The following is a 23,604-nucleotide window of genomic DNA, read 5'->3' on the forward strand; positions in this document are numbered from 1 at the left end:
AGAGCTACATATATATGCCCAATCACACGGTTGCCGACATCCTCCGCGGACTGGAGGCCAAAACCTTCTCCAGCGAAGAAATCACCCAACAGTATTTAGACGCTATTGTCGCCCACGACCCACGGTATAACAGTTATATCACTGTGACCGCTGACGCCGCCTTAGCCCAGGCCCGCGCCGCCGATCAGGCTCGTCAAAATGGTAATGGCGGTCTGCTGTGCGGCGTGCCCATCGCCCATAAAGATATTTTTTGCACTGAGGGCGTGCGCACCAGCTGCGCCTCCAAAATGCTCGACAATTTTATCGCCCCGTATAACGCCACGATCGTTAGCAAAATGGCGCAAGCGGGTACCGTTACCTTGGGTAAAACCAATATGGACGAATTCGCCATGGGCTCGTCCAATGAAACCAGTTTTTATGGCAAGGTGCACAACCCTTGGAATACCGACTGCGTACCCGGCGGCTCGTCTGGTGGTTCAGCGGCGGCGATTGCCGCGGGGCTCGCGCCAGCCGCGACCGGCACTGACACCGGCGGCTCCATCCGCCAACCCGCGGCGCTGTGCGGCCTAACCGGCATCAAACCGACCTATGGCCGCGTGTCTCGCTACGGCATGATCGCCTTCGCCTCCAGCCTCGACCAAGCTGGGCCCATGGCCAAAACCGCCGAAGACAATGCCCTACTCTTACAGGCGATGGCGGGCTTTGATCCGCTGGACAGCACCAGTATGCAGCTCGCGGTGCCTGACTTTGTCGGCAATCTAAACAAAGATCTTAAAGGCTTAAAAATCGGCGTACCGAAAGAGTATTTCAGCGAAGGTCTTGATCCCGCGATCGGCGCGGCGGTTGAAGCTGCGCTGGACGAGTACCGCAAACTCGGCGCCGAGATCAAAGCCATTAGCCTGCCCCACACTCATTTGGCCGTGCCCTGCTACTATATTATTGCCCCCGCAGAAGCCTCGGCGAACTTGTCCCGTTTCGACGGCGTGCGCTACGGCTACCGCTGCGAAAACCCTAAAGACCTCGACGACCTTTACACCCGCACCCGCGCCGAAGGTTTTGGTGCCGAGGTAAAACGCCGCATTCTCATCGGCACCTATGCGCTGTCTTCGGGTTTTTACGACGCCTACTACCGCAAGGCCCAACAGATTCGCCGCCTGATCAAACAGGACTTCGACGCAGCATTTAAGGAGGTCGACATGATCGCCGGCCCCACCACACCAAACCCTGCTTTTGCACTGGGCGAGAAAGTCAGCGATCCGCTAACCATGTACCTTGAAGACATTTACACCATTGCAGTGAATTTGGCGGGCCTACCTGCTATCTCACTCCCAGTGGGCTTTACCCAAGGCAAACCCATTGGCCTGCAATTGATTGGCCGCGACTTTGACGAGGCGAGCCTACTCGCCGCCGCCCATCAATATCAACAACGCAGCGACTGGCACCGTCAAGCCGCGCCCGGCAGCGTATAAAGGAAAGCATTATGGAATGGGAAGTAGTTATTGGTCTGGAAGTACACGTCCAGCTCAACACCAAAACAAAGATTTTCTCCGGCTCCAGCACCGCCTTTGGCGCCGCGCCCAACACGCAGGCCAGCGCAGTCGATCTGGCCCTGCCTGGCACCCTGCCGGTACTCAATGAACAGGCACTGAAAAAAGCCATACTATTTGGGCTAGCGATCGATGCAGACATCTGCATGGCCTCAGTATTCGACCGCAAAAACTATTTTTACCCCGACTTGCCTAAGGGCTACCAAACCACGCAAATGGATTTCCCCATTGTTGGCCCTGGTATTGTCACCATCAACCTAGCAGACGGCAGCAGCCGCGATATTCGCGTGCACCATGCCCACCTAGAGGAAGACGCCGGTAAATCCTTGCACGAAGATTACCATGGCATGACGGGTATCGATCTCAATCGCGCTGGCACGCCATTAATCGAGATTGTCTCGGAACCCGATATGCGCAGCGCTGAAGAAGCCGTGGCGTACTTACGCAAGATTCACTCTATTGTGACCTATCTTGATATATCCGACGGCGACCTGTCGCAAGGTTCCTTGCGCTGCGACGCCAACGTTTCAGTGCGGCCCAAGGGCCAAGCGGAGTACGGCACCCGCGCCGAAATTAAAAACATCAACTCCTTCCGCTTTGTTGAGCGGGCGATCAAGGTTGAAGTACAGCGCCAAATTGAATTAATCGAAGACGGCGGCAAGGTTAAGCAGGAAACCCGGCTCTACGACAGCGACAAAAACGAAACCCGGGCCATGCGCAGCAAGGAAGAAGCCAATGACTACCGCTACTTCCCCTGCCCAGATTTACTGCCGGTGGTAATCGAGCAAAGCCTAGTAGACCAGCTCAAAACCACCATGCCCGAGCTGCCCGACGCCAAACGTCAGCGCTTTGAACAAGCCTATGGCTTGTCGAGCTATGATGCCGCTTTGCTCACCACCGAGCGGGCCATTGCCGATTATTTTGAAGCCGCAGCCGATGCGGCAGGCGACGCCAAGCTCGCCGCCAACTGGGTGAACGGTGAACTTTCGGCCGCCCTTAACCGCGACGGTCTTAGCATTGCGAATAGCCCCGTTAGCGCAAGCCAGCTCGGTGGTTTAATTCAGCGCATTGTCGACAACACCATTTCCGGCAAAATTGCCAAACAGGTCTTTGAGGCGCTGTGGAACGGCGAAGGCGACAGCGCCGATGCCGTCATCGACCGCAAGGGCTTAAAACAAGTTTCCGACACCGGCGCCCTCGGCGCAATGGTCGACGACGTACTCGCCGCCAATCCCGACCAGGTTGAACAGTTCCGCGGCGCCGATGAAGGCAAACGCAAAAAAATGCTGGGCTTCTTTGTTGGTCAAATTATGAAAGCGTCCAAGGGCCAAGCCAACCCCGGCGTTATCAACAAACTTTTAAACGAAAAGCTAGGCAGCTAAGCACTGCCCCCACAAGCCACAAGGTAATGTAAATACGATGAAAAAAGACAAAGAAAAGGTTCTAGACGAAGTATGGACCGAAGACCGCGTTAGAGAGTTTTTGGCCTCTGAGCCCAAAGCTGGCACCGACGCGGATTTTCACGCCCTGCTCAAAGCCTACCAAAGCATGCGCGCCGAAGATTTCGAATTGTTTATTGGCATGTTTCTAGAGACCAATCGCAATCTCAATGCCACCGACAAAGCTGGTCGCACCGTACTCAGCTACGCCAAAGAACACCGCAACTCCGGCGAGCACGTTGCCGCCTTAGAGGCCAAGGGCGCAGTTTAAGCATACCCTCAACTACTGCGACTGCGACTAAAGCGGTCGCGGTTTTCCTGCTTTTTAGTCTCGCTTTTCCGCAGCATAATATACACCGCACCCGCACCGCCATGCTGGGGCTGGGCACTGCAATAAGCCTGTATTTCTTCCATCTCCGGCAGCCAGCGATTCACATAAGACTTTAATACCGCGCCCTTGGAACTGCTATTGTGGCCGCGACCGTGGACAATGATCACTGCCCGTAAATCCAGTTTCATGGCCTCGCGGATAAATTCAAAAACCTGTAAGCGCGCCTGTTCTACCGTCATTTTGTGCAGGTCTAAACTCGCTTCGATCCGGTATTTACCCTGTTTTAAACGGCGAAATACACCGTGCTGGACGCCCTCGCGCTTAAACTCCAAAATATGGTAGGGGTCGAGTAATTCAATATCCCCGGTCGATAAAAAATTTCGGCGCTCGCTGCGCGCCGTGGCTGCCTCGCGCCGAGCGGCAATATTAATATTGTCGACACCCTGTTTTTTCAGGGCAACCCGCGCATCTAGCTCAAGGCGTTTGACACCACTCATCTCTTGGGCGAACAATTGCTCTTCTTCGTCCATGCTCACCTCCGTATAAGGTAAATTTATGCTCAGCAGCCAAACCTCGCGAACCGGTCCGCCAAGCGCCGCTGCACTATGTCCGCTCTGCGACCAAAACAATCAATGCGCTGTTGCGGCGGGCAGCGACTCCAGCAACTGCTGGTGCATGACCGCCACCCTCGACACAGCCGCCAAACAACAGGCGGCGAGCATGGCTGGACCTCAGCTTTGTATCTGCGCAGCCTGCGGCCGTCCCAGCATTAGCTAACGCTAAGGCGCTGTTGCCGCCATTTTCTCATAACGGGCGCACTCTGGGGTCGATTGATCGTCCCGGCTTGCAATTTCTTCGCAACTTAAAGCCGCCATTGACGCCATGCAAGCACTCGCTGGCGCATAGAGCGGATGGGCCTTAGCCACATTCGCGAACTGCTGCTGTATGCTGACACAGGCCCCCTCCATGCTCTGTAAAATCATGGCGCGCATTTCCGGCGATAAATCGCTTTCAGCAACATCTGCCAGTGCACACGACTTCAGCTTTTCGCACATCGAATGGTAGGCCTCCCCTAAAGCAGCGGCTTGTGCCAGCGACGGCAGAGCCACCAAGGCAAAGAGTAAAACCATTAAATTCCTTTTCATTTAACTTAGCTCCCCGGCAAATAAACATTCAAACTGCCACTGCACTTTTTAAAAGTGCCAAACAAGGATAAGCTGAAAATCCGAGATCAACCAGACCACATCGACTTTCTAATTCTATTACGACAGCGGTAATTCACTATGACAGCCAGCCCACTCAGCGGCCCAGACTATTTACTCCGGGGTTTTAAAATCATACGCCAGCCGGGCATTCGCCTGTTTGTTGCAATTCCGTTGCTCATTAACATTATTATCTTTGGCACCTTCACCACCCTCACCCTCGACGCCATGAACGGCTGGATTAACCAGGTTATTGAATGGCTGCCGAGCTGGCTGGATTTTCTGCGCTGGATACTGTGGCCGCTGGCGGTGATTTTAGTACTGGCCATCGTGATGTATATCTTCAGTACCATGGCCAATATCATCTCCGCGCCATTTAATGGCTTATTGGCCGAAAAAGTTGAGGAAATGCTCACCGGCGAGGAAGTGGCAGGCCGCGAGACCATAGCCATGGCAATCGCCAGCTTCCCCAAAAGTATCGGCCGCGAATGTCAAAAACTGCTCTATTACCTCGGTTTTGCCATACTAACCTTAATAGCGAGTTTTGTGATTTCGCCCTTGGCGCCCTTACTGTGGTTCGCGCTTAACGCGTGGATGATGGCCATCGAGTATTGCGACTACCCAATGGACAATCACAAGCTGAGTTTTAAAGAGGCAAGGAAACGTGTCGGCAGCCAGCGCGGCACCAGCTTTAGCTTTGGCGCCTTAGTGATGTTGGGCACCATGGTGCCCATTTTAAATTTATTTATTATGCCCGCCGCCGTGTGTGGCGGCACCTTGATGTGGGTGGAGCGTTTTAAAAAATAGCCATCGAGAAGCGGCCTACCTAAGCAAGTGCTCGGGGGGCCGAACACACGGCAGCTTCATACCCAAGGCTTCTTCAATATTGGGCAGCAAGAAAGCATCGTCTTCACAGGCGAAGCTAATTGAGGTGCCCGTTGCGCCAGCCCGACCCGTGCGGCCGATGCGATGCACGTAATCCTCGGCATCCTCGGGCAATACATAGTTAATTACGTGGCTAACGCCGTTGACGTGAATGCCTCGGCCCGCGACGTCGGTGGCCACCAAACAGTCAATTTCACCGTCTTTAAATTGCTGTAAGGTCCGCGAGCGTTTGTTTTGGGGAATTTCGCCAGACAGGATCCCGCAGCGAATGCCTGCCTTTTGCATTTTCTCAAATAAACGGCGGGTTTCATCTCGGCGATTCACAAAGATAATCACGCTGGTTGCGTGCTCTTCCCGCACGATATTCAGGAGTAAGCGATATTTATCTTGGGACTCAACCAAATACACTTTTTGGTCAACCGTGTCCGTCGCCACGCTCTCGGGTTCAATTTCAATTTTAACCGGCTCTTTGGTCCACTGTTCAGTGAGCCGCATAATATCGTCGGTAAAGGTGGCGCTGAACAATAAGGTTTGGCGATGATTGGTACTGGGCGTGGCCCGCACTATCCGTTTAACCTGGGGAATAAAGCCCATGTCTAACATACGGTCGGCTTCGTCTATCACCAAAATTTCAATTTGGTCCAGATACAGATCTTTACGGCCTTCAAAGTCGAGCAGGCGACCGGGCGTTGCCACCACAATATCGACCATACCCTTTAATTTATCCTGCTGTTTCTGGTAATCCATACCGCCAATCAGGGTCACTACGTTTAAACCGCAGTACTTACCGAGAGCTCGCGCGTCTTCACCAATTTGCACCACTAATTCACGAGTTGGGGCAATAACCAAGGCGCGCGGCTCACCGGCAAAACGCTCTTCTTCTATGGGGTTATTCAGCAGATCATTAAAAATAGTAATCAAAAACGCAGCGGTTTTGCCGGTGCCCGTTTGGGCTTTACCAATCACATCATTGCCGCGCAGGGTGTGGGGCAAAGACACAGCCTGAATGGGGGAGCAGTACTTAAAGCCGGTATCGGCAATGCCGTGCATTAAACGTAGATCGAGGCCCAAGTCATGGAAACGCGTTTTGCCCTCCTCGGTCGGCACCGAGAATTGATCTAGCGTCCACTCCGGCTCGGCTGGCTTTTGCTTTTCGGCTCCGCTGCGACCTCGTGGCGAGCGCTTGCTTGCGGAAACAGCCGCCGCGCCCTGACTGTCTGCAACAGTAGCCTGTTCTGGCGTTGACGATACTTTACCTGAGCCAAATAACTTTTTTAACAAAATTCACTCTTCTTAAATTGCGCAATAATCAGCCATTCTAGCACCATTCTCTGGCAACACGCCCAAATGCCATTGCCGCCTGTCATTTTTTACTTTTTCGGCGTTTGGGGATCAGGCGTGTCTACTTTTTGCTGCTCCGAGGGCGGCGATGATGCTATAGCTTGCTCAGCAGGCGGCGGCGTTGATGGCGCCGCCGTGGCAGGCTGCTGCGACATCGACACCGGCGCCTCAGACGACTCAGCGCTGAGCACCGGCTCAGAAACAGGCGCGGATGCAGACGTTATTACCACTGCCGGCTCTTCTGCCAGCCGCGCTGCTGCAGCCTTTGCTTCATTGCTCGCCACAATGCGTGCCCGCGCCTGCCTATCCAAATAATAGTCCGCGCTAAACCACCGCCCACCGCCACTAAACAGTAAACTAAGCAGCATAATAAAATACGTCGCGGCAAATTCAATACCGTTATTGAGTACCGCAATATCGCCTTTTTCCGTTAGCCAGCCGTAGTTACCGTGCTCGCTAAGAATATCTGCCGCTCGGTCAAGCCTATCGCCAACCGCCTGGCTGTTTTCCAAACTGGCGCGCGCCGCGGGCAGCCCTAAATCAGCCAAAGGCTTAGCGGTACTTGTCGCGGGATTAGACGGCGCAATAGCAAACCAGCCGTTATCCCAATGCACGGTAATCGCCGCCACCAACATTACCACCATTAAAGGGATGCTTATCCAACGCACAGCCAACCCAAACAGCAATAAAAAGCCACCCAACAACTCGGTATAGGTAAGCAATTGCGCGAGCAGCTCCGGTTCAGGCAAACCAAGGCCGGTTCCCAGCCACTGAGCGGTTGCATCGAGATGGCGAAATTTATATAAGCCTGCAGCGATCATGACCGGCGCCAAATACAAGCGAATAAGCAGCGGCGCCAAGCCGTCCAACTTCCCCAATATGCCAAAAAAGAAATCGTGTACGCCGTAATACGCCCTAAAGAGCAAAGCCATAATCGTCCCTCTTTTTTATAATTATTTAGATGGTACTGATTAAAAGTATAACTAGGTGCGCGCCAAACTGCACACTGGGCAGGCCGGGTCTGGGCGGAGATTTAATTGCCGCAGTTCCATATTAATGCCGTCAATCAATAATAAGCGCCCCACCAAAGTCTCCCCCAAACCCGATAAACACTTGAGCGCCTCCAGCGCCTGCATGCTACCAATAATGCCAACGACAGGCGCAAGCACGCCACTCTCGGAACAATTGAGCGCTGCGTCATCCGCCTCGTGGTAGAGGCAGCGATAGCAGGGAGAGTTGTCGCGGCGAAAATCAAACACACTCAACTGCCCTTCACCACGAATGGCCGCGCCGGAGACCAAGGGCTTACGTGCGCTATAACAGGCTTGGTTTAAGGCAAAGCGGGTAGTGAAGTTATCGCTAGCGTCCACCACGAGATCGACCTCGACCACGGCCTTTAGCAACGCGTCATCACTTAGTCGCACCGGGTACTTCAACAAGCTCGTATCGCTGTTTATCGCTTTAATGCTGTCGGCCACTGAATCGACCTTTCGGCGGCCAATATCACTGCTGCCATGGGCGATCTGGCGTTGCAAATTGCTTAAATCAACGGTGTCATCATCGGCCAAATGCAACTCGCCCACCCCCGATGCCGCCAAGTACAGGGCTACCGGGCAACCCAAGCCGCCCATGCCAACGATAAGCACACGGCTAGCCAGTAGGGCCTCTTGGCCATCGACATCCAAACCCGGCAATAAAATATGACGGCTATAACGCAGCAATTGCTCGTCATTCATTACGCCACACCCCCCAGCTAATTCGTTCATTGCCGCCGTAGTCGCGACGGGATTCAATACTACTGAAACCGCGCTCGCTCAACACTTCGCGGACCGCTGCAGCCTGTTGAAAACCGTGTTCCAACAACAGCACCCCACCCTCGGCCAAATAGCCCGGCGCTAGGCTAATAATATGTTTGAGATCCGCCATGCCCTTATCAGCAGCAACTAGGGCTGAACGCGGCTCAAAGCGCACGTCCCCTTCAAGCAAATGCGGATCATCGGGGTCGATATACGGCGGGTTACTAACAATCAATTGATATTGCGCGGCACTGAGGGCAGCAAACCAGTCGGACTGCAGAAAGCGCACATTACTCAGGCCGAGCGCAACACGATTTGCTTCCGCCAAGGCCACTGCTTCCGCAATATAATCTAAGCCCAAAACCTCGGCATCGGCACGCTCCGAGGCCAGCGCCAAGGCAATTGCACCGGTGCCAGTGCCTAAATCAAGAATCTGCAGTTTGTCCTGATTAATTATTACCTCAAGCGCACGCTCAACTAAGCACTCGGTATCCGGACGGGGAATCAAGCTGGCGGGAGACACTGCCAGCGGCAGCGACCAAAAGTCACGATACCCCAAAATATGAGCGATTGGTTCGCCAGCCAGACGCCGTGCAAAAAGCGCTTGAAATTGCGCCTGCTCCGTCGCCGTCAACTCCCGCTCCGGCCAGCTGTATAAATAACTGCGGGGCTTGTTTAGGCAGTGGCAAAGCAGGAGTGCGGTATCGAGGTCGGCGCTGTCACTAAGCGCCGCTAATTGTCCGCGATACGCGAGGGCGTCAGCAATGCTGAGGCTCGACATTATTCCGCCAGTGCCGCCAAGAGATCGGCTTGGTATTCTTGACGCAGCGGCGAAATAATATGATCAACGTCGCCCTGTACGAATTCATCTAATTTATACAGCGTAAGATTAATACGGTGATCGGTTACTCGGCCCTGAGGAAAATTATAGGTGCGAATACGCTCAGAGCGGTCGCCACTGCCCACCAAATTACGGCGCTCGGTCGCCTGCTCCGCCAAGTTTTTGCTACTCGCGGCATCGTTCACTTTTGCGGTTAACAAGGACATCGCCCTCGCCTTGTTTTTGTGCTGGGAGCGCTCGTCTTGGCACTCCACCACAATACCGGTTGGGATGTGAACAATACGCACCGCCGAATCCGTGGTGTTTACGTGCTGACCACCGGCGCCGCTCGAGCGAAAGGTGTCGATACGCAGATCACCCTTATTAATTAATATTTCGTCGGCCTCTTCCGGCTCGGCCATCACTGCCACCGTACAAGCCGAGGTATGAATCCGGCCCTGGGATTCGGTTTCTGGCACACGCTGCACGCGGTGGGCACCGGACTCAAACTTGAGATGACCGTACACCTCTTGGCCCGCCACCCGACTAATAATCTCTTTGTAGCCGCCGTGCTCACCTTGGCGCTCGCTCAACACCTCAACACGCCAGCCCTTGCGCTCGGCGTAACGGGAGTACATACGGAACAGGTCCCCGGCAAAAATAGCCGCTTCGTCGCCACCGGTACCGGCGCGAATTTCCAAAAACACGTTATGGGAGTCATTCGGGTCCTTGGGCAGCAGCAAGGTTTGCAGCTCTACTTCCAAGGTTTCTAGCTTGGCTTTTGCTGCTTTAACCTCCTCTTCGGCCATTTCCCGCATATCGGCATCGTCTTCGCTCAACATAGCGGTGGCTTCAGCCAAATCTTCAGCAACTTGACGGTAGTGGCCATAGCTTTGCACCACCGACTCTATTTCTGCGTATTCCTGTGACAGACCGCGAAAGCGATCTTGATTGCCAATAATTTCTGGGTCGCTCAGCAGGGCGCCGATCTCTTCGTAGCGATCAAGTAAATTGTCGAGTTTGCTGACAAGGGAGGCCTTCATATTTGCTCACTTAATTAAGGTGTGGAGTGGCTTAGGAGTCGCTGTCTTTAAGCTGAAATAACTCCCGCGCCCAGTGGACGAGGTCTGTTCGACCTTTGGCGCCCGCCGCTTTTATTTGGGTTGTTGGGCTGTGTATTAATTTATTGGTCAAGCCCCGAGCCAGTTGCTCTAGCACTTGCTCGGCGTCGTCACCCTTGGCCAATTGCCGCAAAGCGCGCTCTAGCTCGGCATCGCGATACTCTTCCGCCTTGGCGCGATAATCTCGCACCGTATCAACAGCATCTAAAGCGCGCAGTTGCGTCTGCCATTCTAGCAAGGCCTTTGCGATTATATCGCCAGCCTTATGGGCCTCACTTTGTCTAGCGCGCTTATTCTCTTCAACGATTTCACGCAAATCATCTACCGTGTATAAATAGACATCGGCCAGCTCCGCAACCTGCGGCTCGATATCCCTCGGTACGGCGATATCGACCATCACCATGGGCCGATGTTTACGTTTTTTCAGTGCAACTTCCACCGCCCCCTTACCGAGAATGGGCAATTGACTGGCCGTCGACGCCACCACAATATCGGCATCAACCAAATATTTCGGCATGTCCGACAGCATCACTGCCTCGCCATTAAACTGCTCGGCTAAAAGCCGCGCCCGGTCTAAGGTTCGATTGGCAATAATAATACGCTTTACGCCCTTGTCCTGAAGATGGCGGGCGACCAGTTCGATGGTTTCACCCGCGCCAATCAATAGCGCAGTACAACTACTCAGCGAGGAGAATACATGCTGGGTTAGGTTAACAGCCGCATATGCCACCGACACTGGGTTTTCACCAATACCGGTATCGGTGCGCACCCGCTTGGCGACCGAAAACACTTGGGCAAAGGTGCGATGCAAGGCGCCATTGGCGGTGCCAGCCTCAACCGCTTGGGCGTAGGCAGTCTTCATTTGGCCTAAAATTTGAGGTTCGCCAAGCACCATGGAGTCGAGGCCCGCGGCCACTTCCATCATATGCTTTAGGGCATCTTGGCCACGGCAATCGTAGATACAGGCGGCTAACTCGGCGCGATCAATACGGTGATAGGCCGCCAACCAATCCACCATACTATGAACTGTGGCATCGGCAGCGTCATTGAGCACGCCATATAATTCAGTGCGGTTACAGGTCGAGAGAATTGCCAACTCAGATACGCCAATACACGTAAGCGCATCACGCAGCGCGAGTGGCATTTGCTCAGGCACAAACGCCACGCGCTCGCGCACCGCGACCGGGGCCGAGTTGTGGTTAATGCCGATTACGAGCAGATTCATGAAATATGGGACGCCTGACTTTCCGTTTAACGCGGGAGCAAGGCTGAATTTTAGCAAGATGGAGGCCAAATGTGGATTTTATTCCCACCTTGAGCCAAACATTGTTGATCGGCGAATTAAACTTGCCATCAAATGTCCTAGCTTATAGCCCTAACCCATAAGCAAGAGCCATGCTAACATTGGCCATCAAAACCTCGGTGATCACTATTTATGCGTTCTGTCTTACCAAGCCTGTTATTCACATTAACGCTACTGAGCGGCTGCGCCAGCTTAGTATCTGAGCCTGAGACAAGCCCTGCGGAAGAGGCCCGCCCAACGGTCAGCGAAAAACCCCTGCGCCCCTTCCCCGAGGACACGTTTTTCGATCTCCTCGTTGCCGAAGTCGCCCTGCGCTACCACGACCTAGACACCGCACTGGACAACTACAGCTACCAAGCCGATAAAACTAGCGATCGCGGTGTCATCAGCACCACAGCCCGTCTCGCGCAGTACCTAAACCGCGATCAAGTGGCCCAAAAATACGCGCAACAGTGGTTACAATTTGAGCCAGAAAGCGCCGAGGCCCACTATATACTGGCCTCGTCACTGTCGCGCAGCCAACGCCCCCTGGACGCATTCCCACACATGACCAAGGTCATGGAATTAGGAGGCGAGAGTAATTTCGCGGCCTTGGCCGCCACCGTTCTCTCTCGCTCCGAAGCGGAACAAAACACCTTTTTGCAACAACTAAATGCCCAGCTAGACCGCTACCCAGGGGAAAACTCCCTCAAGATTGCCAAAGCATTAATGCTCCAGTATCAGCAGCAAGAGACCGCAGCCCTGGCACTTATTCAACAAGTCCTCATCGACGAGCCAGACAATCCCCACGCCCTGCTTATTGAAACACGCACCCTAGCCCAATTAGGGCAAGACGATGAAGCGCTCACCCGCCTACGTTACGCGGTAGACCAAAACCCCAACCACAAGCGCCTGCGCCACGACCTCGCCCGACGCTTGGTAAAATCCGACTTATTCCAAGCCAAAGCCCAATACGAACTGTTAGTTAGGCAAAACCCCGACGACAGTGATCTACTGCTAGAGCTCATGCTGATCAATCGCGAACTCAGCAATACCGACGAGGCCGCCCAACAGCTTGAATCCCTTAGCGACACCCCCGCCCATAGCAGTCGCGCCCACTACGTACTCGGCCGTCTCGCCGAAGAAGACCGCAACTGGCCCGAAGCCATCGCCCACTATGAACAAGCCGTTACCAACCCCGAGTTCAGCCCTGCCAGCCAGCGTCTGGCCAGCATCTCATTAAGCATCGACGGCGCCGAAAAAACCCTAGAGCGCTTACAAAACCTGCGCTTGCGCATGCCTGAACACAGCAGCCTGATTTACTTACTGGAAGCGGAAATACTGCGCAAAGAGACCCAGTATCAGCGCGGCTACGATCTACTGAGCAGCGCCCTAGTAAACACGCCAGATGACGAGCAGCTGCGCTACGCCCGCTCACTGTTTAGCGAGAAACTCGGCAACCTCGATGGCGTCGAAACCGACCTCAGGCACATTATTGCTCGCGACCCAGAGAATGCGACGGCGCTTAATGCCCTCGGCTACAGCCTAGCCACCCTCAGCTCCCGGCTTGATGAGGCCGAAACCCTCGTTAAGCGCGCCCTCCTCATCGAACCCGAAGACGCCGCCATTATCGACAGCTACGGCTGGATACTGTTTCTCAAAGGCAATATTGACGGCGCAGTAAAAGTGCTAGAAAAAGCCTACAGCAAAAGTCAGGACCACGAAATTGCCGCTCACTATGGCGAAGCCCTCTGGAACAGCGGCGATGAGCAACGCGCGAAAACCGTGTGGAAGGCAGGCCTTAAAGACACCCCAAACAGCCCGATTATTTTTGACACCCTGCGCAGACTGAAGCTACTCAATGATTAGATTACCGAAAACACCGCTTACCCATACTAAGCTCGCCGTCATTGCCGCACTCACAATATTAACCGGCTGTGCCGCCAGCCCCGAGCGCTACCAAGACAGTAGCGCCGAGCAGTGGCAACTAAAGGGCAAAATAGGCCTTTGGCACGGCGACAAAAAAGAAAGCGCCACTATCGACTGGCAGCAATGCAGCGCCGACAGCATGCATATCCGCCTCAGCGGCCCACTGGGCAGCGGTGCCATTGAGCTGTTTGCCGACAGCGATGGCGCCAGCCTGAGCCAAAACGGCGAAACCCGTCGCGCCGCGAGCATCGAAAGCCTCGCCGCACAAGCGCAATGGCCCCTGCCGGTTGACGCTTTACGCCTGTGGGTACGAGGTCGCGCCGCGCCTCAACTTGAGTTGCGCAGCCGAATAAATACGAATGGCCAACTTGAAGAACTCGAACAAGCCGGCTGGACCATTCGTTATCGCTACAGCGAACCCGAGCAAACGCTGCCAGAACGGGTTGATGCCAACTCGGCAGACACCCGCCTAAGCCTAATTATTCGCGATTGGGGCGAACAAACCGGCATGTGTACGCCAAAATGATGACAATAGAGCTGCCCTGCCCCGCAAAAATAAATTTATTTCTGAATATCACCGGCCGCCGCGCCGACGGTTATCACGAACTGCAAACCGTCTTTCAATTGCTCGATTACGGCGATAGTTTGCGACTCACTCGCCGCGACGACGGTCAAATCCGCCTGCACCCCGAACTCGACGGCGTCGCCAGTGAAGACAACTTGATAATGCGCGCAGCGCGGCAATTACAGGCACTTCACCCGCACAAACGCCTCGGCGCCGACCTCTCCCTCATTAAACGCCTTCCCATGGGCGGGGGTATAGGCGGCGGCAGCTCGGATGCCGCAAGCACGCTAGTGGGCCTTAACGCCCTGTGGGATCTAAAGCTAAATTTGACGCAACTCGGCGATATTGGCTTAAAACTCGGCGCCGACGTACCCGTTTTCGTCCATGGCAAGACGGCCTGGGCGGAGGGAATAGGTGAAAAACTTAGCCCCATAGAAACCCCAGAAAGCTGGTTTGTGGTGCTAAAACCAGACTGTCATGTGTCCACTGTAGAAATTTTTTGTCATGAACAATTGACACGCCATAGCTCACCGATCAAAATAGCCGCCTTTCTTGAGGGAGGTAACGGAAATAGTTGCGAACCACTGGTTCGAAAACTGTATCCGAATGTTGATAAGGCTTTGATTTGGCTGAATCAATTCTCTCCCGCAAAGCTGACCGGAACAGGCGCATGCGTGTTTGCCAGCTTTCAAGATCAGGCAACTGCCGAGGCAGTTTGCGCGCAACGACCGAATAATATTGACGGTTTCGTTGCCCGAGGTGTAAACACCTCGCCACTGCATAAAGCATTGGGCATTCTCTAACGCAGACCTGAAAAGTTTAATTGGGGTGTCGCCAAGTGGTAAGGCACTGGGTTTTGATCTCAGCATTCGTAGGTTCGAGTCCTACCACCCCAGCCATTTTAAAACTCGCCGCGTAAAGCGGCTTGTAGCTTCAAATCAGCTACCTGAGCTATTTATATCATAAGGTACAGGCACTGAGAGCCGGTCAATTGCGATAAATTGGCAACGCACACCACCTGAAATTCATTAACACCAGCCCTACAGGACGCCGACCGTGCCCAAGATGATGGTCTTCACCGGCAATGCCAACCCCGAACTTGCTCGTAAAATTGCCGAGCACCTGCACCTACCACTCGGCGACGCAGTGGTTGGCAAGTTCAGTGATGGCGAGATCTTCGTCGAAGTGAACGAGAATGTCCGTGGCGCCGATGTCTTTCTGCTGCAACCCACCTGCGCACCGACCAATGACAACTTGATGGAACTCATCGTCATGGCCGATGCCATGCGCAGAGCTTCGGCTGGCCGCATCACCGCCGTTGTCCCCTACTTTGGTTACGCTCGCCAAGATCGCCGGGTACGCTCGCAGCGCGTACCGATCTCAGCCAAAGTCGTTGCCGACATGATGAGTGGCGTTGGCATCAACAGAGTACTCACTGTTGACCTGCACGCCGAACAGATTCAGGGCTTTTTTGACGTACCAGTAGACAATGTTTACGGCTCACCCGTGTTACTCGACGACATCAGCCGCCAGCAATACGAAAATCAAATGGTGGTATCGCCAGATATCGGTGGCGTTGTGCGCGCCCGCGCTGTTGCCAAGCAGCTAGACGACGCCGACCTTGCGATTATCGACAAGCGCCGCCCCGCCGCTGGCATTGCCCAGGTTATGCATATAATCGGCGAAGTTGAAGGCAAAACCTGCATATTAGTCGACGATATGGTCGATACTGCCGGAACGCTATGCAAAGCAGCTGAAGCCTTAAAGCAGCATGGCGCAGCAAAAGTTGTCGCTTACTGTACACATCCTGTATTATCCGGCGCCGCCATTGCCAATATCAATGGCTCTCAGCTAGACGAACTGGTAGTAACCGACACCATTCCGCTTTCTGAAGACGCAAGAAAATGCAGCAAAATTCGCCAGCTAACCCTGGCAAATCTATTGGCCGAGTCAATCCGACGGGTCAGTAATGAAGAGTCGATCAGCGCCCTGTTCCGCTAAGCACTTCGTTTAGCAACACCGTTTTTCGACATTTACCGCCGCACTGGTCGCAAGTCGGCGGTTTTCGCGTTATTAAGGAGACACATATGTCTAGCGATTACACAGTTAGCGCAACAGTACGCGCAGATGTAGGGAAAGGTGCGAGCCGCCGCCTACGTCGTCTGGAAGGTGAAATTCCTGCTATTGTTTACGGTGGCGAAAAAGCACCACAAATGCTCAATCTGATTCACAAAGACCTGATCAGATTGCTCAACGACGAAGCTTTCTACACCTCCATCCTGACCTTGGATGTTGATGGCCAGAAAGAGTCTGTAGTACTGAAGGATCTGCAACGCCACCCAGCTAAATTGCGCGTTTTACACGCCGATTTCCTGCGCGTCAATGCCGACACCCCCATTACTCTCCATGTGCCACTACACTTCTTAAATGAAGATATCTGTGTCGGCGTCAAACTGCAGGGCGGCAATATCACCCACGCAGCAACCGACATCGAAGTTCAGTGCTTACCGAAGGATCTCCCCGAGTTCATTGAAGTGGACATGGCCAAGATCGAAACTGGCACCACACTCCACATCTCTGACCTCGTACTACCAGCCGGTGTTAGCAGCACCGCCCTAGCACTGGGTGAAGATCACGACCAAGCCATTGCTACTGTTCACGCTCCACGCGGCGCTTCTAGCGACGATGAAGACGAAGCAGAAGCAAGCGACGCAGAGTAATAAGCTAACGGCCCCTTGGGGCCTATAGTAACAGGCGCTCCATTGACTACGATAAAACTGATCGTTGGGCTGGCTAACCCCGGCCCGCAATATCACGATACTCGTCACAATGCGGGCGCCTGGTTCGTTTCAGAACTGGCGCGCCAGCATCATTGCACGCTCAGCAGCGAATCTCGGTTTTTTGGCGACACCGCCAGAATCCAATACCAAGGTGCAGACCTGCGCCTATTAGTCCCCACCACATTTATGAACCGCAGCGGTCAAGCTATCGCAGCACTTGCTAATTTTTACCGAATTCCGGCTGAGGCCATTCTCGTCGCCCACGACGAGCTGGATCTCGCCCCCGGCACCGCCCGCTTCAAAACCGGCGGCGGCCATGGCGGCCACAACGGCCTGCGCGATACCATTGCCCAACTGGGCAATAACAACAATTTCCACCGCCTGCGGGTTGGCATTGGCCACCCCGGCAGCGCGGCGCAAGTCACCAATTATGTTCTTGGCAAACCGCCAGCCGACGAGCGCATCAGCATCGACCGCTGTATCGACGAAGCCCTGCGCAGCCTCCCCGACGCCGTTAACGGCGACTGGGCCAAGGCCATGAATCAACTACACAGCTATAAACAAGGGTAAAATCAAATGGGATTTAACTGCGGCATCGTCGGACTGCCCAATGTCGGCAAGTCAACCCTCTTCAATGCACTGACCAACGCTGGCATTGACGCGGCCAATTTCCCGTTCTGCACCATCGAGCCGAATTCCGGCATTGTCATGGTGCCCGATCAACGCCTCCATGCGCTATCTGCCATCGTCAAACCCGAGCGCGTAATGCCCGCCACCATGGAATTTGTCGACATCGCCGGCCTCGTCGCTGGCGCCTCCAAAGGGGAAGGTCTGGGCAATAAGTTTTTAGCCAATATTCGCGAAACCGACGCCATTGCCCATGTTGTGCGCTGCTTCGACAACGACAACATCATCCACGTTGCCAATAAAATCGACCCCGCCGCCGACATCGACATCATCAATACCGAGCTGGCACTCGCGGACATGGAGAGCATCGACAAGCAACTACAAAAAGTCGTTCGCGTTGCGCGCAGCGGCGACAAAGAAGCCACCGTACTTAAAAACCTGTTTGAGAAGCTTCTGGCCCACCTCAACGAAGGCAAACCCGTACGCTCACTCAAACTTGATGCCGACGAAATGCAGCGCACCCGCACACTGCACCTACTGACCATCAAACCCACGATGTACATCGCCAACGTTAACGAAGACGGCTTTGAAAACAATCCGCACCTTGACGTAGTACGCGCCATCGCAGCAGAAGACGGCGCCATCGTTGTCCCTATCTGCAACAAACTAGAATCTGAAATCGCTGAGCTCGACGACGACGAAAAAGTCGAATTCCTTACCGATCTCGGCATGGAAGAGCCCGGCCTAGACCGCGTCATTCGCGCAGGCTACCAACTACTCGGCCTGCAAACCTACTTCACGGCAGGCGTAAAAGAAGTTCGCGCCTGGACAATCCCCGTTGGCGCCACCGCGCCACAATCGGCGGGCGTCATTCACACCGATTTTGAAAAAGGCTTTATCCGCGCCGAAGTGATCGCCTATGACGATTACATTCAATACAAAGGCGAGCAAGGCAGCAAAGACGCTGGCAAATGGCGCTTAGAAGGCAAAGATTACATCGTAAAAGACGGCGATGTTGTCCATTTCCGCTTCAATGTCTAACACACGCCATTGAGCGCTTGACATAGCGCCCTGAAGCTTGGAAAATGCGCGCCTTCTCTGCATAGAGAACAGTGGCAAGGTAGCTCAGTTGGTTAGAGCACAACACTCATAATGTTGGGGTCGGCGGTTCGAATCCGCCCCTTGCTACCATTATTCTAAAAACCACCAATAGGTGGTTTTTTTTCGACTATCGAAAAGTGCTCCGTACTCAATGGGCGGATGAGAACCGCCGCGCGGTTCGACCAAATGCGACCAAGCATTTGGAACAAGCCATGTATGCTTTTCAATACATGGCGCAGCCCGAAGGGGCATTAGCAGGCCCAAGCCTGCTAATGATTAACCCGCCCCGGCTCTACCCCATTATCGGGGGATAGCACTCATCAAACCCTGTTAATCACTCCGTCCCACCCGCAGTGGGCCAGCACTCTCATCCTGTAATTTTCAAAGTTTCTAAAACCATACGCTCGTCGTGTCATCATTTCCATTTTGTTGTGGAAGCCCTCAGTTATTCCGTTACTTTTACTAAATCGCCACATGGCCACAATGGGCTTCAACCAGGAGCGCAATGTGTTAGCTAGCGCTCGTAGCGGGCTCTCAGCTAGCTCATCAAGCAATTTCATGAATACCGGCAACTTGATGCTGGCTTTCTTGCGCGTCAGGGTCTTGAGCAACACAAATCGGATTAATCGTTGCTTGGCCACATACAGTGCTTGCAGCACTGGGTACTCAGCCAAATACTGCATAAGGTTGGCGTGCTGCTCATCCCGCAAATTCCATTGATGGCGACGCATTAAACTGATCAAACCGCGGTTCTTTCTGCCCTCAGGATCATGCTGCTTCCAGACACTTAAAAAGTGCTGGTTAATAAGCCTGACCACATGGAATCGGTCAGCCACGATCGCGGCATTGGGAAAGTAGCGGCGGGCAATGCTGCGGTACGTTTCCGAGAGATCCATCACCACAACCTGAACGCGCTCTCGTCCCTCAAGGGCCTTTAAATAGCGGCGCAAACTCAATTCTGATCGTCCTAGTTGGACATCAAACACTTTGTGATTCTTGAGGTCGGTAAGCGTGGTCGCATAACCCTTTTTACGGGTAAAGAAATGCTCATCTATCCCTAATACGCGAGGGCAATATCGGCGATCCCCCTCGGAACGCTTTTGCTTAATATGGTGCTGATACCAACGCTCTACCGTCGCTGGGCTGATTTGATGGGTTCGAGACAACTTGCGCTGCGTTACACCGCCATCGTGGGCTTCGAACACTTCCAGTCGATAGGCTTCTGAAGCGCGAAAACGCGGACGAATACCGGTAAAGGCGTGACGAAAATAGCGCTTACACTCCTGGCAATGGTACTTGGGTACTCGAAGGTGCAAGGTCATCACTTGATTCCCCTGACGAGTGTGCTTCACCGTCCTGAGATGCGTGGCTTTAATCCTCAGGCCATTGCCCTGACAATGCTTACAAGGCGGCCTGTGCACAGGCTTTGCCCAGACTTCGATCCCTTTCCTGCGGACTACCCGTTCAATCTCAAGGCCAGGTATGCCTATAATTCTTCCTGCGTGGGACATCGGTATTCTCCATCAAACTGTTTCTTCGCAAATTCAGTTTAATGAATGCCGGTGTCCCCCGTTAATGATGAAGAGCCCCCGCCCCGTACTAAACGCTGCCACATTATTCAAAAAAACCACCCCCCGACGGGTGGATGAGAACCGCGGCGCGGTTCGACCAAATGCGACCAAGTATTTGGGACAAGCCATGTATGCTTTTCAATACGTGGCGCAGCCCGCAGGGGCGGAAACAGGCCCTAGCCTGTTTTTGATCAACCCGCCCCCTTAATTCCAGCCCTATAAGCAGCTTGCTTTCAAAATCTACTCGAAAACCAAAACTCGAAACGCATCACACCAATCCGCTTTTGTCTCCCTCATCACAAGTTTGCCGCAAAAGCGCAACAATTAAGCTAATATGCGTTTATAGTTAGTGACTTACTACATTAAACTGATAAAAAATATAATCTTGGGCACTGAACAACCCAAGGGAAGTGATACTTGATAGGGGATATCGGTTATGAAGCTTTTGTTGCGTGCCAGCTTACTGGCTCTCTCACTCACAACAATTACCGCATGCGGTGGCGGTGGAGGGAGCGACGGTCCATCACTCACCCCAAATGGCCAAACCCCCGGCAGCGGCAACACCAATACTAGTGTTCGTTTCGGCATATCCAATAGCAGCGGATTTCAAGACGGAGTAATTGGAAGCGACCTCACCGAATTAGCACAAAATGACAGCACCACTCTGCGAGTTGCTTTTGTTGACGAAAATGGCGCCCCGGTGACAACCCCTGCGCAGATCGAGTTCACCTCCACTTGTGTTAGCGATGGCGCATCCTCTATTACCCCTGCCACCACAACGAATGCCACCGGACTGGTGAGTGTTACTTATACCGCCGAAGGCTGTAATATCTCAGACACAGTGGTTGCCACTACAACCATTAACAATACTAAATTAATTGCATCGGTATCGTTAGCAACTAGCAGCGACATTGGCACAGGGGGCGGCAATGGCGGCGGTGATACTACCGATATTCGCTTCGGCACATTTGCCAACAACAGTTTTGTTGACGGCGCAATTAAGGCCAACTTCACCAGCCTTCAGCCTGGCGACAAGGTAAACCTTGAGGTTTCCTTTATTAATGGCGATGGTTTACCTTACACCGACCCTGCCTCCGTCACCTTCACGTCGACCTGCATTAGCGCAAACTTAGCGACCATAACACCCGCTAGCGTAACTAACAGCAACGGCTTAATTCAGGCCCAATACACCTCAGTGAGCTGTAATGGCGAAGATAACGTTATCGCCACCACCAGTGTCGACAACGTTGCCCTGAACGCCAATGTTGTACTCACCACGACTTTCAACAATCGCTTCGGCACCATAGTTGGCGGAATATTCAAAGACGGCCTAATCAAAACCAGCACCAGCACTTTAAAAACAGGGCAAACCGCTATCCTTACAGTGAAACTACAGGACGGGCAAGCCAACCCAGTTGTTGGCCATGACGTTCGATTCTCGTCATCAAACTGCGTTGGCTCAGATCTAGCGAGTATTACCGCAACCGCGGCAACAAATGCCAGCGGTATCGCCACTGCCAACTACACTGCAAACGGTTGCGATGGCGAAGATATCGTCATTGCAGAAACCCGCTATGAAGGACAAGATCTAAGTGCGACAAGCACACTGACAATAGACCCTTTGCAGGTTCGATTCGGCTCTTTTAATCAACTAACCTTCAATGAAGGCACAATTGCAAGCAGTGTGAACGGGACGATTGAGGCCGGTCAATCTACACAACTCACCGTCGATTTAATTGACCAAAATAACGATCGCTATACTGGCGCCAGCGATATCTTTTTCACTTCAAACTGCCAAGCCACCGGCCTAGCAGAAATCGACCCAAGCGTTATCGCAAGCAGCGATGGCAAAGCAACCGTAATTTACACCGCGCGGGGCTGTGAGCCCAACGATATAGTCACCGCCCAAACGAGCGTCGCAGGAAGCACATTAACCGCTACTATCGATATCGCGACTGAGCAGCTCCCAATTGGAGGCATTCAGTTCATTAGCGCCACGCCTCGAGTATTGCGCTTGAATGGCACCGGAGGCCCTTCCTCTGACTCACAATCCATCGTCAAATTTAAAGTCACCGCAGCGGACGGCTCACCCTTACCAAGCCAAATCGTTAACCTCTCATTAAATACTGGAGACCCAATCGCAAGCGATTCAAATAACGGTAAAGATGCATTTTTAAGTAGCTATCAAGAAACCACTGACGCGAACGGCGAAATCTCAACGACGGTGAATGCCGGAACGCGAGCAACCCCGATCAGGGTCACTGCAACAGCCCTGCAAAACGGTGTGGAAAAAACCGCACAGTCGTCATCTCTTGCAATTACCACTGGTATTCCAGATCAAGATAGTTTTTCCATCAGCGCCTCTGTCCTCAATATTGAAGGAAATAGCCGCAATGGCGAAACCACAACCATTACGGTCCATGCTGCGGATAGATTTAACAATCCAGTTTTAGATGGAACAGCAATTGTATTCAACACTGAAGGTGGCGCTATTGGTCAAGTAGACGGCAGCGACCCTACCACAGGCGAGGGCACCGGCGGCGAATGCTTTACGGTTGGCGGCGTTTGCTCAGTAACACTAAGATCGCAAAACCCGAAACCGGTCGACGGAAAAGTGAGTGTATTTGCATACGCAATTGGCGAAGAAAACTTCACTGATAGCAATGGCAATGGGCGCTACGACAGCGGTGAAGCCTTCGACAATATCCTAGAACCCTTCCGCGATGACAACGAAGACATCACACATAACGCCGGCGAGTTTTTCGCAGACTTTAATGACGATGGCGTCCGCAATGACAGCAGCGACCCAAATTCAACCGGAAGCCTATACGACGGACTACTGTGTGACGCAAATTGCGGAAATAACACACTGTATGTCAGCAACCAAATGAAAATTATATTTGGCGCGTCAAGCTTCAATGTAGATGTGACGCCTGCAAATCTTGACGGTGGCGACGCAGCGATAATGATCACCATCACCGACGCAGAAGGCGTAGCACGAAATAAACGCCCACCGGCGGGCACAACGGTATCCATCACCACAACATTTGGAAGCATATCAGGTGCAAATTCATGGGAAGTTGCTGACAGTATCGCCGATGGCCCAGCGGTTTATGTCACTGCACTAAAACAGTCGAACGCACCCGGTGGAGGCACCTTAGAGGTTATCGTGACCACGCCGAGCGGCGTGCAATCCTTTGGCCAGGCAGCCGTATCACAAACGGTGACCCCTCCATAGCACACAATTGTGCGATCTCAATAAATACA

At 53.3% G+C, this 23,604-nt stretch carries 22 protein-coding genes and 2 tRNA genes; 15 read left to right on the plus strand and 9 right to left on the minus strand.

Annotated features, from left to right (window positions below; genetic code table 11):
• The first annotated feature begins 14 nt into the window (after positions 1-14).
• The 3 genes from gatA to AZF00_RS14830 are packed head-to-tail and all read left to right on the plus strand — an operon-like array spanning position 15 to position 3,257.
• Complete coding sequence (gene gatA / locus AZF00_RS14820) at positions 15-1,469, plus strand: Asp-tRNA(Asn)/Glu-tRNA(Gln) amidotransferase subunit GatA (protein WP_008251664.1); 1,455 nt, start codon at positions 15-17, stop codon at positions 1,467-1,469.
• Between the two features lie 11 nt (positions 1,470-1,480).
• Positions 1,481-2,929 carry an Asp-tRNA(Asn)/Glu-tRNA(Gln) amidotransferase subunit GatB gene (gene gatB / locus AZF00_RS14825; RefSeq protein WP_008251665.1) on the plus strand — a complete coding sequence of 483 codons (1,449 nt, stop codon included), beginning with the start codon at positions 1,481-1,483 and terminating at the stop codon, positions 2,927-2,929.
• Positions 2,930-2,966: 37 nt separating this feature from the next.
• On the plus strand, positions 2,967-3,257 hold the full coding sequence (locus AZF00_RS14830; protein WP_008251667.1) for a PA4642 family protein: 291 nt from the start codon (positions 2,967-2,969) through the stop codon (positions 3,255-3,257).
• Between the two features lie 8 nt (positions 3,258-3,265).
• On the opposite strand, the gene smrA is transcribed toward AZF00_RS14830, so the two are convergent.
• Complete coding sequence (smrA, locus tag AZF00_RS14835; RefSeq protein WP_008251668.1) at positions 3,266-3,847, minus strand: DNA endonuclease SmrA; 582 nt, start codon at positions 3,845-3,847, stop codon at positions 3,266-3,268.
• A gap of 25 nt (positions 3,848-3,872) precedes the next feature.
• Between smrA and AZF00_RS14840 the strand changes: the two genes are divergently transcribed.
• Positions 3,873-4,094: a cysteine-rich CWC family protein gene (locus tag AZF00_RS14840; protein WP_008251669.1), complete on the plus strand. Its 222-nt coding sequence runs from the start codon at positions 3,873-3,875 to the stop codon at positions 4,092-4,094.
• A gap of 2 nt (positions 4,095-4,096) precedes the next feature.
• On the opposite strand, the gene AZF00_RS14845 is transcribed toward AZF00_RS14840, so the two are convergent.
• Entirely contained in the window at positions 4,097-4,462 is a 366-nt protein-coding gene (locus AZF00_RS14845) for a hypothetical protein (protein WP_143829464.1), read from the minus strand.
• A 138-nt stretch (positions 4,463-4,600) separates the two neighbouring features.
• Here AZF00_RS14845 and cysZ point away from each other — a divergent pair, with 138 nt between their 5' ends.
• On the plus strand, positions 4,601-5,326 hold the full coding sequence (gene cysZ, locus AZF00_RS14850) for a sulfate transporter CysZ (protein ID WP_008251671.1): 726 nt from the start codon (positions 4,601-4,603) through the stop codon (positions 5,324-5,326).
• Between the two features lie 15 nt (positions 5,327-5,341).
• On the opposite strand, the gene rhlB is transcribed toward cysZ, so the two are convergent.
• From rhlB to hemA, 6 genes are all read right to left on the minus strand, one after another.
• The gene (gene rhlB / locus AZF00_RS14855) at positions 5,342-6,685 is read right to left on the minus strand and encodes an ATP-dependent RNA helicase RhlB (protein WP_008251672.1); all 1,344 of its coding nucleotides are present in this window, start codon (positions 6,683-6,685) and stop codon (positions 5,342-5,344) included.
• An 89-nt stretch (positions 6,686-6,774) separates the two neighbouring features.
• Positions 6,775-7,677: an HvfX family Cu-binding RiPP maturation protein gene (locus AZF00_RS14860; protein WP_008251673.1), complete on the minus strand. Its 903-nt coding sequence runs from the start codon at positions 7,675-7,677 to the stop codon at positions 6,775-6,777.
• Positions 7,678-7,728: 51 nt separating this feature from the next.
• Positions 7,729-8,481: a HesA/MoeB/ThiF family protein gene (locus AZF00_RS14865; protein WP_008251674.1), complete on the minus strand. Its 753-nt coding sequence runs from the start codon at positions 8,479-8,481 to the stop codon at positions 7,729-7,731.
• Positions 8,474-9,322: a peptide chain release factor N(5)-glutamine methyltransferase gene (gene prmC, locus AZF00_RS14870; RefSeq protein ID WP_008251676.1), complete on the minus strand. Its 849-nt coding sequence runs from the start codon at positions 9,320-9,322 to the stop codon at positions 8,474-8,476. The genes AZF00_RS14865 and prmC overlap by 8 nt, the downstream gene beginning before the upstream one ends.
• The gene (gene prfA, locus AZF00_RS14875) at positions 9,322-10,404 is read right to left on the minus strand and encodes a peptide chain release factor 1 (protein WP_008251678.1); all 1,083 of its coding nucleotides are present in this window, start codon (positions 10,402-10,404) and stop codon (positions 9,322-9,324) included. Before prfA ends, prmC begins: the two co-directional genes overlap by 1 nt.
• Positions 10,405-10,435: 31 nt before the next feature.
• Positions 10,436-11,707: a glutamyl-tRNA reductase gene (gene hemA, locus AZF00_RS14880; protein ID WP_008251680.1), complete on the minus strand. Its 1,272-nt coding sequence runs from the start codon at positions 11,705-11,707 to the stop codon at positions 10,436-10,438.
• Positions 11,708-11,917: 210 nt separating this feature from the next.
• Here hemA and AZF00_RS14885 point away from each other — a divergent pair, with 210 nt between their 5' ends.
• The 9 genes from AZF00_RS14885 (at position 11,918) to AZF00_RS14925 (ending at position 18,856) form a co-directional block, all read left to right on the plus strand.
• Entirely contained in the window at positions 11,918-13,633 is a 1,716-nt protein-coding gene (locus AZF00_RS14885) for a tetratricopeptide repeat protein (RefSeq protein ID WP_008251682.1), read from the plus strand.
• Positions 13,626-14,219 (plus strand): lipoprotein insertase outer membrane protein LolB, encoded by a 594-nt coding sequence (gene lolB, locus AZF00_RS14890; RefSeq protein ID WP_008251684.1) that lies wholly within the window; start codon positions 13,626-13,628, stop codon positions 14,217-14,219. Before AZF00_RS14885 ends, lolB begins: the two co-directional genes overlap by 8 nt.
• A complete protein-coding gene (gene ispE / locus AZF00_RS14895; protein ID WP_040803950.1) occupies positions 14,216-15,061 on the plus strand; it encodes a 4-(cytidine 5'-diphospho)-2-C-methyl-D-erythritol kinase in 846 nt (281 codons plus the stop codon). The genes lolB and ispE overlap by 4 nt, the downstream gene beginning before the upstream one ends.
• A gap of 21 nt (positions 15,062-15,082) precedes the next feature.
• Positions 15,083-15,157: transfer RNA gene (locus AZF00_RS14900), tRNA-Gln, on the plus strand.
• 169 nt (positions 15,158-15,326) lie between these two features.
• A complete protein-coding gene (locus AZF00_RS14905; RefSeq protein ID WP_040804160.1) occupies positions 15,327-16,259 on the plus strand; it encodes a ribose-phosphate pyrophosphokinase in 933 nt (310 codons plus the stop codon).
• A gap of 86 nt (positions 16,260-16,345) precedes the next feature.
• Positions 16,346-16,978 (plus strand): 50S ribosomal protein L25/general stress protein Ctc, encoded by a 633-nt coding sequence (locus AZF00_RS14910; RefSeq protein ID WP_008251690.1) that lies wholly within the window; start codon positions 16,346-16,348, stop codon positions 16,976-16,978.
• Between the two features lie 42 nt (positions 16,979-17,020).
• Positions 17,021-17,608, plus strand: a complete 588-nt coding sequence (gene pth / locus AZF00_RS14915) for an aminoacyl-tRNA hydrolase (RefSeq protein WP_008251696.1) — start codon at positions 17,021-17,023, stop codon at positions 17,606-17,608.
• Between the two features lie 6 nt (positions 17,609-17,614).
• On the plus strand, positions 17,615-18,706 hold the full coding sequence (gene ychF, locus AZF00_RS14920; protein ID WP_062384133.1) for a redox-regulated ATPase YchF: 1,092 nt from the start codon (positions 17,615-17,617) through the stop codon (positions 18,704-18,706).
• A 73-nt stretch (positions 18,707-18,779) separates the two neighbouring features.
• A tRNA-Met gene (locus AZF00_RS14925) sits at positions 18,780-18,856 on the plus strand.
• Between the two features lie 230 nt (positions 18,857-19,086).
• Here the strand turns inward: AZF00_RS14925 and AZF00_RS14930 are convergent.
• Positions 19,087-20,277 carry an ISL3 family transposase gene (locus tag AZF00_RS14930; RefSeq protein WP_062382734.1) on the minus strand — a complete coding sequence of 397 codons (1,191 nt, stop codon included), beginning with the start codon at positions 20,275-20,277 and terminating at the stop codon, positions 19,087-19,089.
• 496 nt (positions 20,278-20,773) lie between these two features.
• Between AZF00_RS14930 and AZF00_RS14935 the strand changes: the two genes are divergently transcribed.
• Positions 20,774-23,575: an Ig domain-containing protein gene (locus AZF00_RS14935; RefSeq protein ID WP_008251701.1), complete on the plus strand. Its 2,802-nt coding sequence runs from the start codon at positions 20,774-20,776 to the stop codon at positions 23,573-23,575.
• The last annotated feature ends 29 nt before the right edge of the window (positions 23,576-23,604 follow it).

Origin of the sequence: Zhongshania aliphaticivorans (genome assembly GCF_001586255.1) — a bacterium.
GTDB lineage: Bacteria > Pseudomonadota > Gammaproteobacteria > Pseudomonadales > Spongiibacteraceae > Spongiibacter > Spongiibacter aliphaticivorans.

Excerpts from the sequence above, each read along its gene's own strand:
- gatA (WP_008251664.1), top strand. The coding sequence starts at position 15 with ATGCCCAATCACACGGTTGCCGACATCCTCCGCGGACTGGAGGCCAAA.
- gatB (WP_008251665.1), top strand. The coding sequence starts at position 1,481 with ATGGAATGGGAAGTAGTTATTGGTCTGGAAGTACACGTCCAGCTCAAC.
- AZF00_RS14830 (WP_008251667.1), top strand. The coding sequence starts at position 2,967 with ATGAAAAAAGACAAAGAAAAGGTTCTAGACGAAGTATGGACCGAAGAC.
- smrA (WP_008251668.1), bottom strand. The coding sequence starts at position 3,847 with ATGGACGAAGAAGAGCAATTGTTCGCCCAAGAGATGAGTGGTGTCAAA.
- AZF00_RS14840 (WP_008251669.1), top strand. The coding sequence starts at position 3,873 with ATGCTCAGCAGCCAAACCTCGCGAACCGGTCCGCCAAGCGCCGCTGCA.
- AZF00_RS14845 (WP_143829464.1), bottom strand. The coding sequence starts at position 4,462 with ATGAAAAGGAATTTAATGGTTTTACTCTTTGCCTTGGTGGCTCTGCCG.
- cysZ (WP_008251671.1), top strand. The coding sequence starts at position 4,601 with ATGACAGCCAGCCCACTCAGCGGCCCAGACTATTTACTCCGGGGTTTT.
- AZF00_RS14860 (WP_008251673.1), bottom strand. The coding sequence starts at position 7,677 with ATGGCTTTGCTCTTTAGGGCGTATTACGGCGTACACGATTTCTTTTTT.
- AZF00_RS14865 (WP_008251674.1), bottom strand. The coding sequence starts at position 8,481 with ATGAATGACGAGCAATTGCTGCGTTATAGCCGTCATATTTTATTGCCG.
- prmC (WP_008251676.1), bottom strand. The coding sequence starts at position 9,322 with ATGTCGAGCCTCAGCATTGCTGACGCCCTCGCGTATCGCGGACAATTA.
- prfA (WP_008251678.1), bottom strand. The coding sequence starts at position 10,404 with ATGAAGGCCTCCCTTGTCAGCAAACTCGACAATTTACTTGATCGCTAC.
- hemA (WP_008251680.1), bottom strand. The coding sequence starts at position 11,707 with ATGAATCTGCTCGTAATCGGCATTAACCACAACTCGGCCCCGGTCGCG.
- AZF00_RS14885 (WP_008251682.1), top strand. The coding sequence starts at position 11,918 with ATGCGTTCTGTCTTACCAAGCCTGTTATTCACATTAACGCTACTGAGC.
- lolB (WP_008251684.1), top strand. The coding sequence starts at position 13,626 with ATGATTAGATTACCGAAAACACCGCTTACCCATACTAAGCTCGCCGTC.
- ispE (WP_040803950.1), top strand. The coding sequence starts at position 14,216 with ATGATGACAATAGAGCTGCCCTGCCCCGCAAAAATAAATTTATTTCTG.
- AZF00_RS14905 (WP_040804160.1), top strand. The coding sequence starts at position 15,327 with ATGGTCTTCACCGGCAATGCCAACCCCGAACTTGCTCGTAAAATTGCC.
- AZF00_RS14910 (WP_008251690.1), top strand. The coding sequence starts at position 16,346 with ATGTCTAGCGATTACACAGTTAGCGCAACAGTACGCGCAGATGTAGGG.
- ychF (WP_062384133.1), top strand. The coding sequence starts at position 17,615 with ATGGGATTTAACTGCGGCATCGTCGGACTGCCCAATGTCGGCAAGTCA.
- AZF00_RS14930 (WP_062382734.1), bottom strand. The coding sequence starts at position 20,277 with ATGTCCCACGCAGGAAGAATTATAGGCATACCTGGCCTTGAGATTGAA.
- AZF00_RS14935 (WP_008251701.1), top strand. The coding sequence starts at position 20,774 with ATGAAGCTTTTGTTGCGTGCCAGCTTACTGGCTCTCTCACTCACAACA.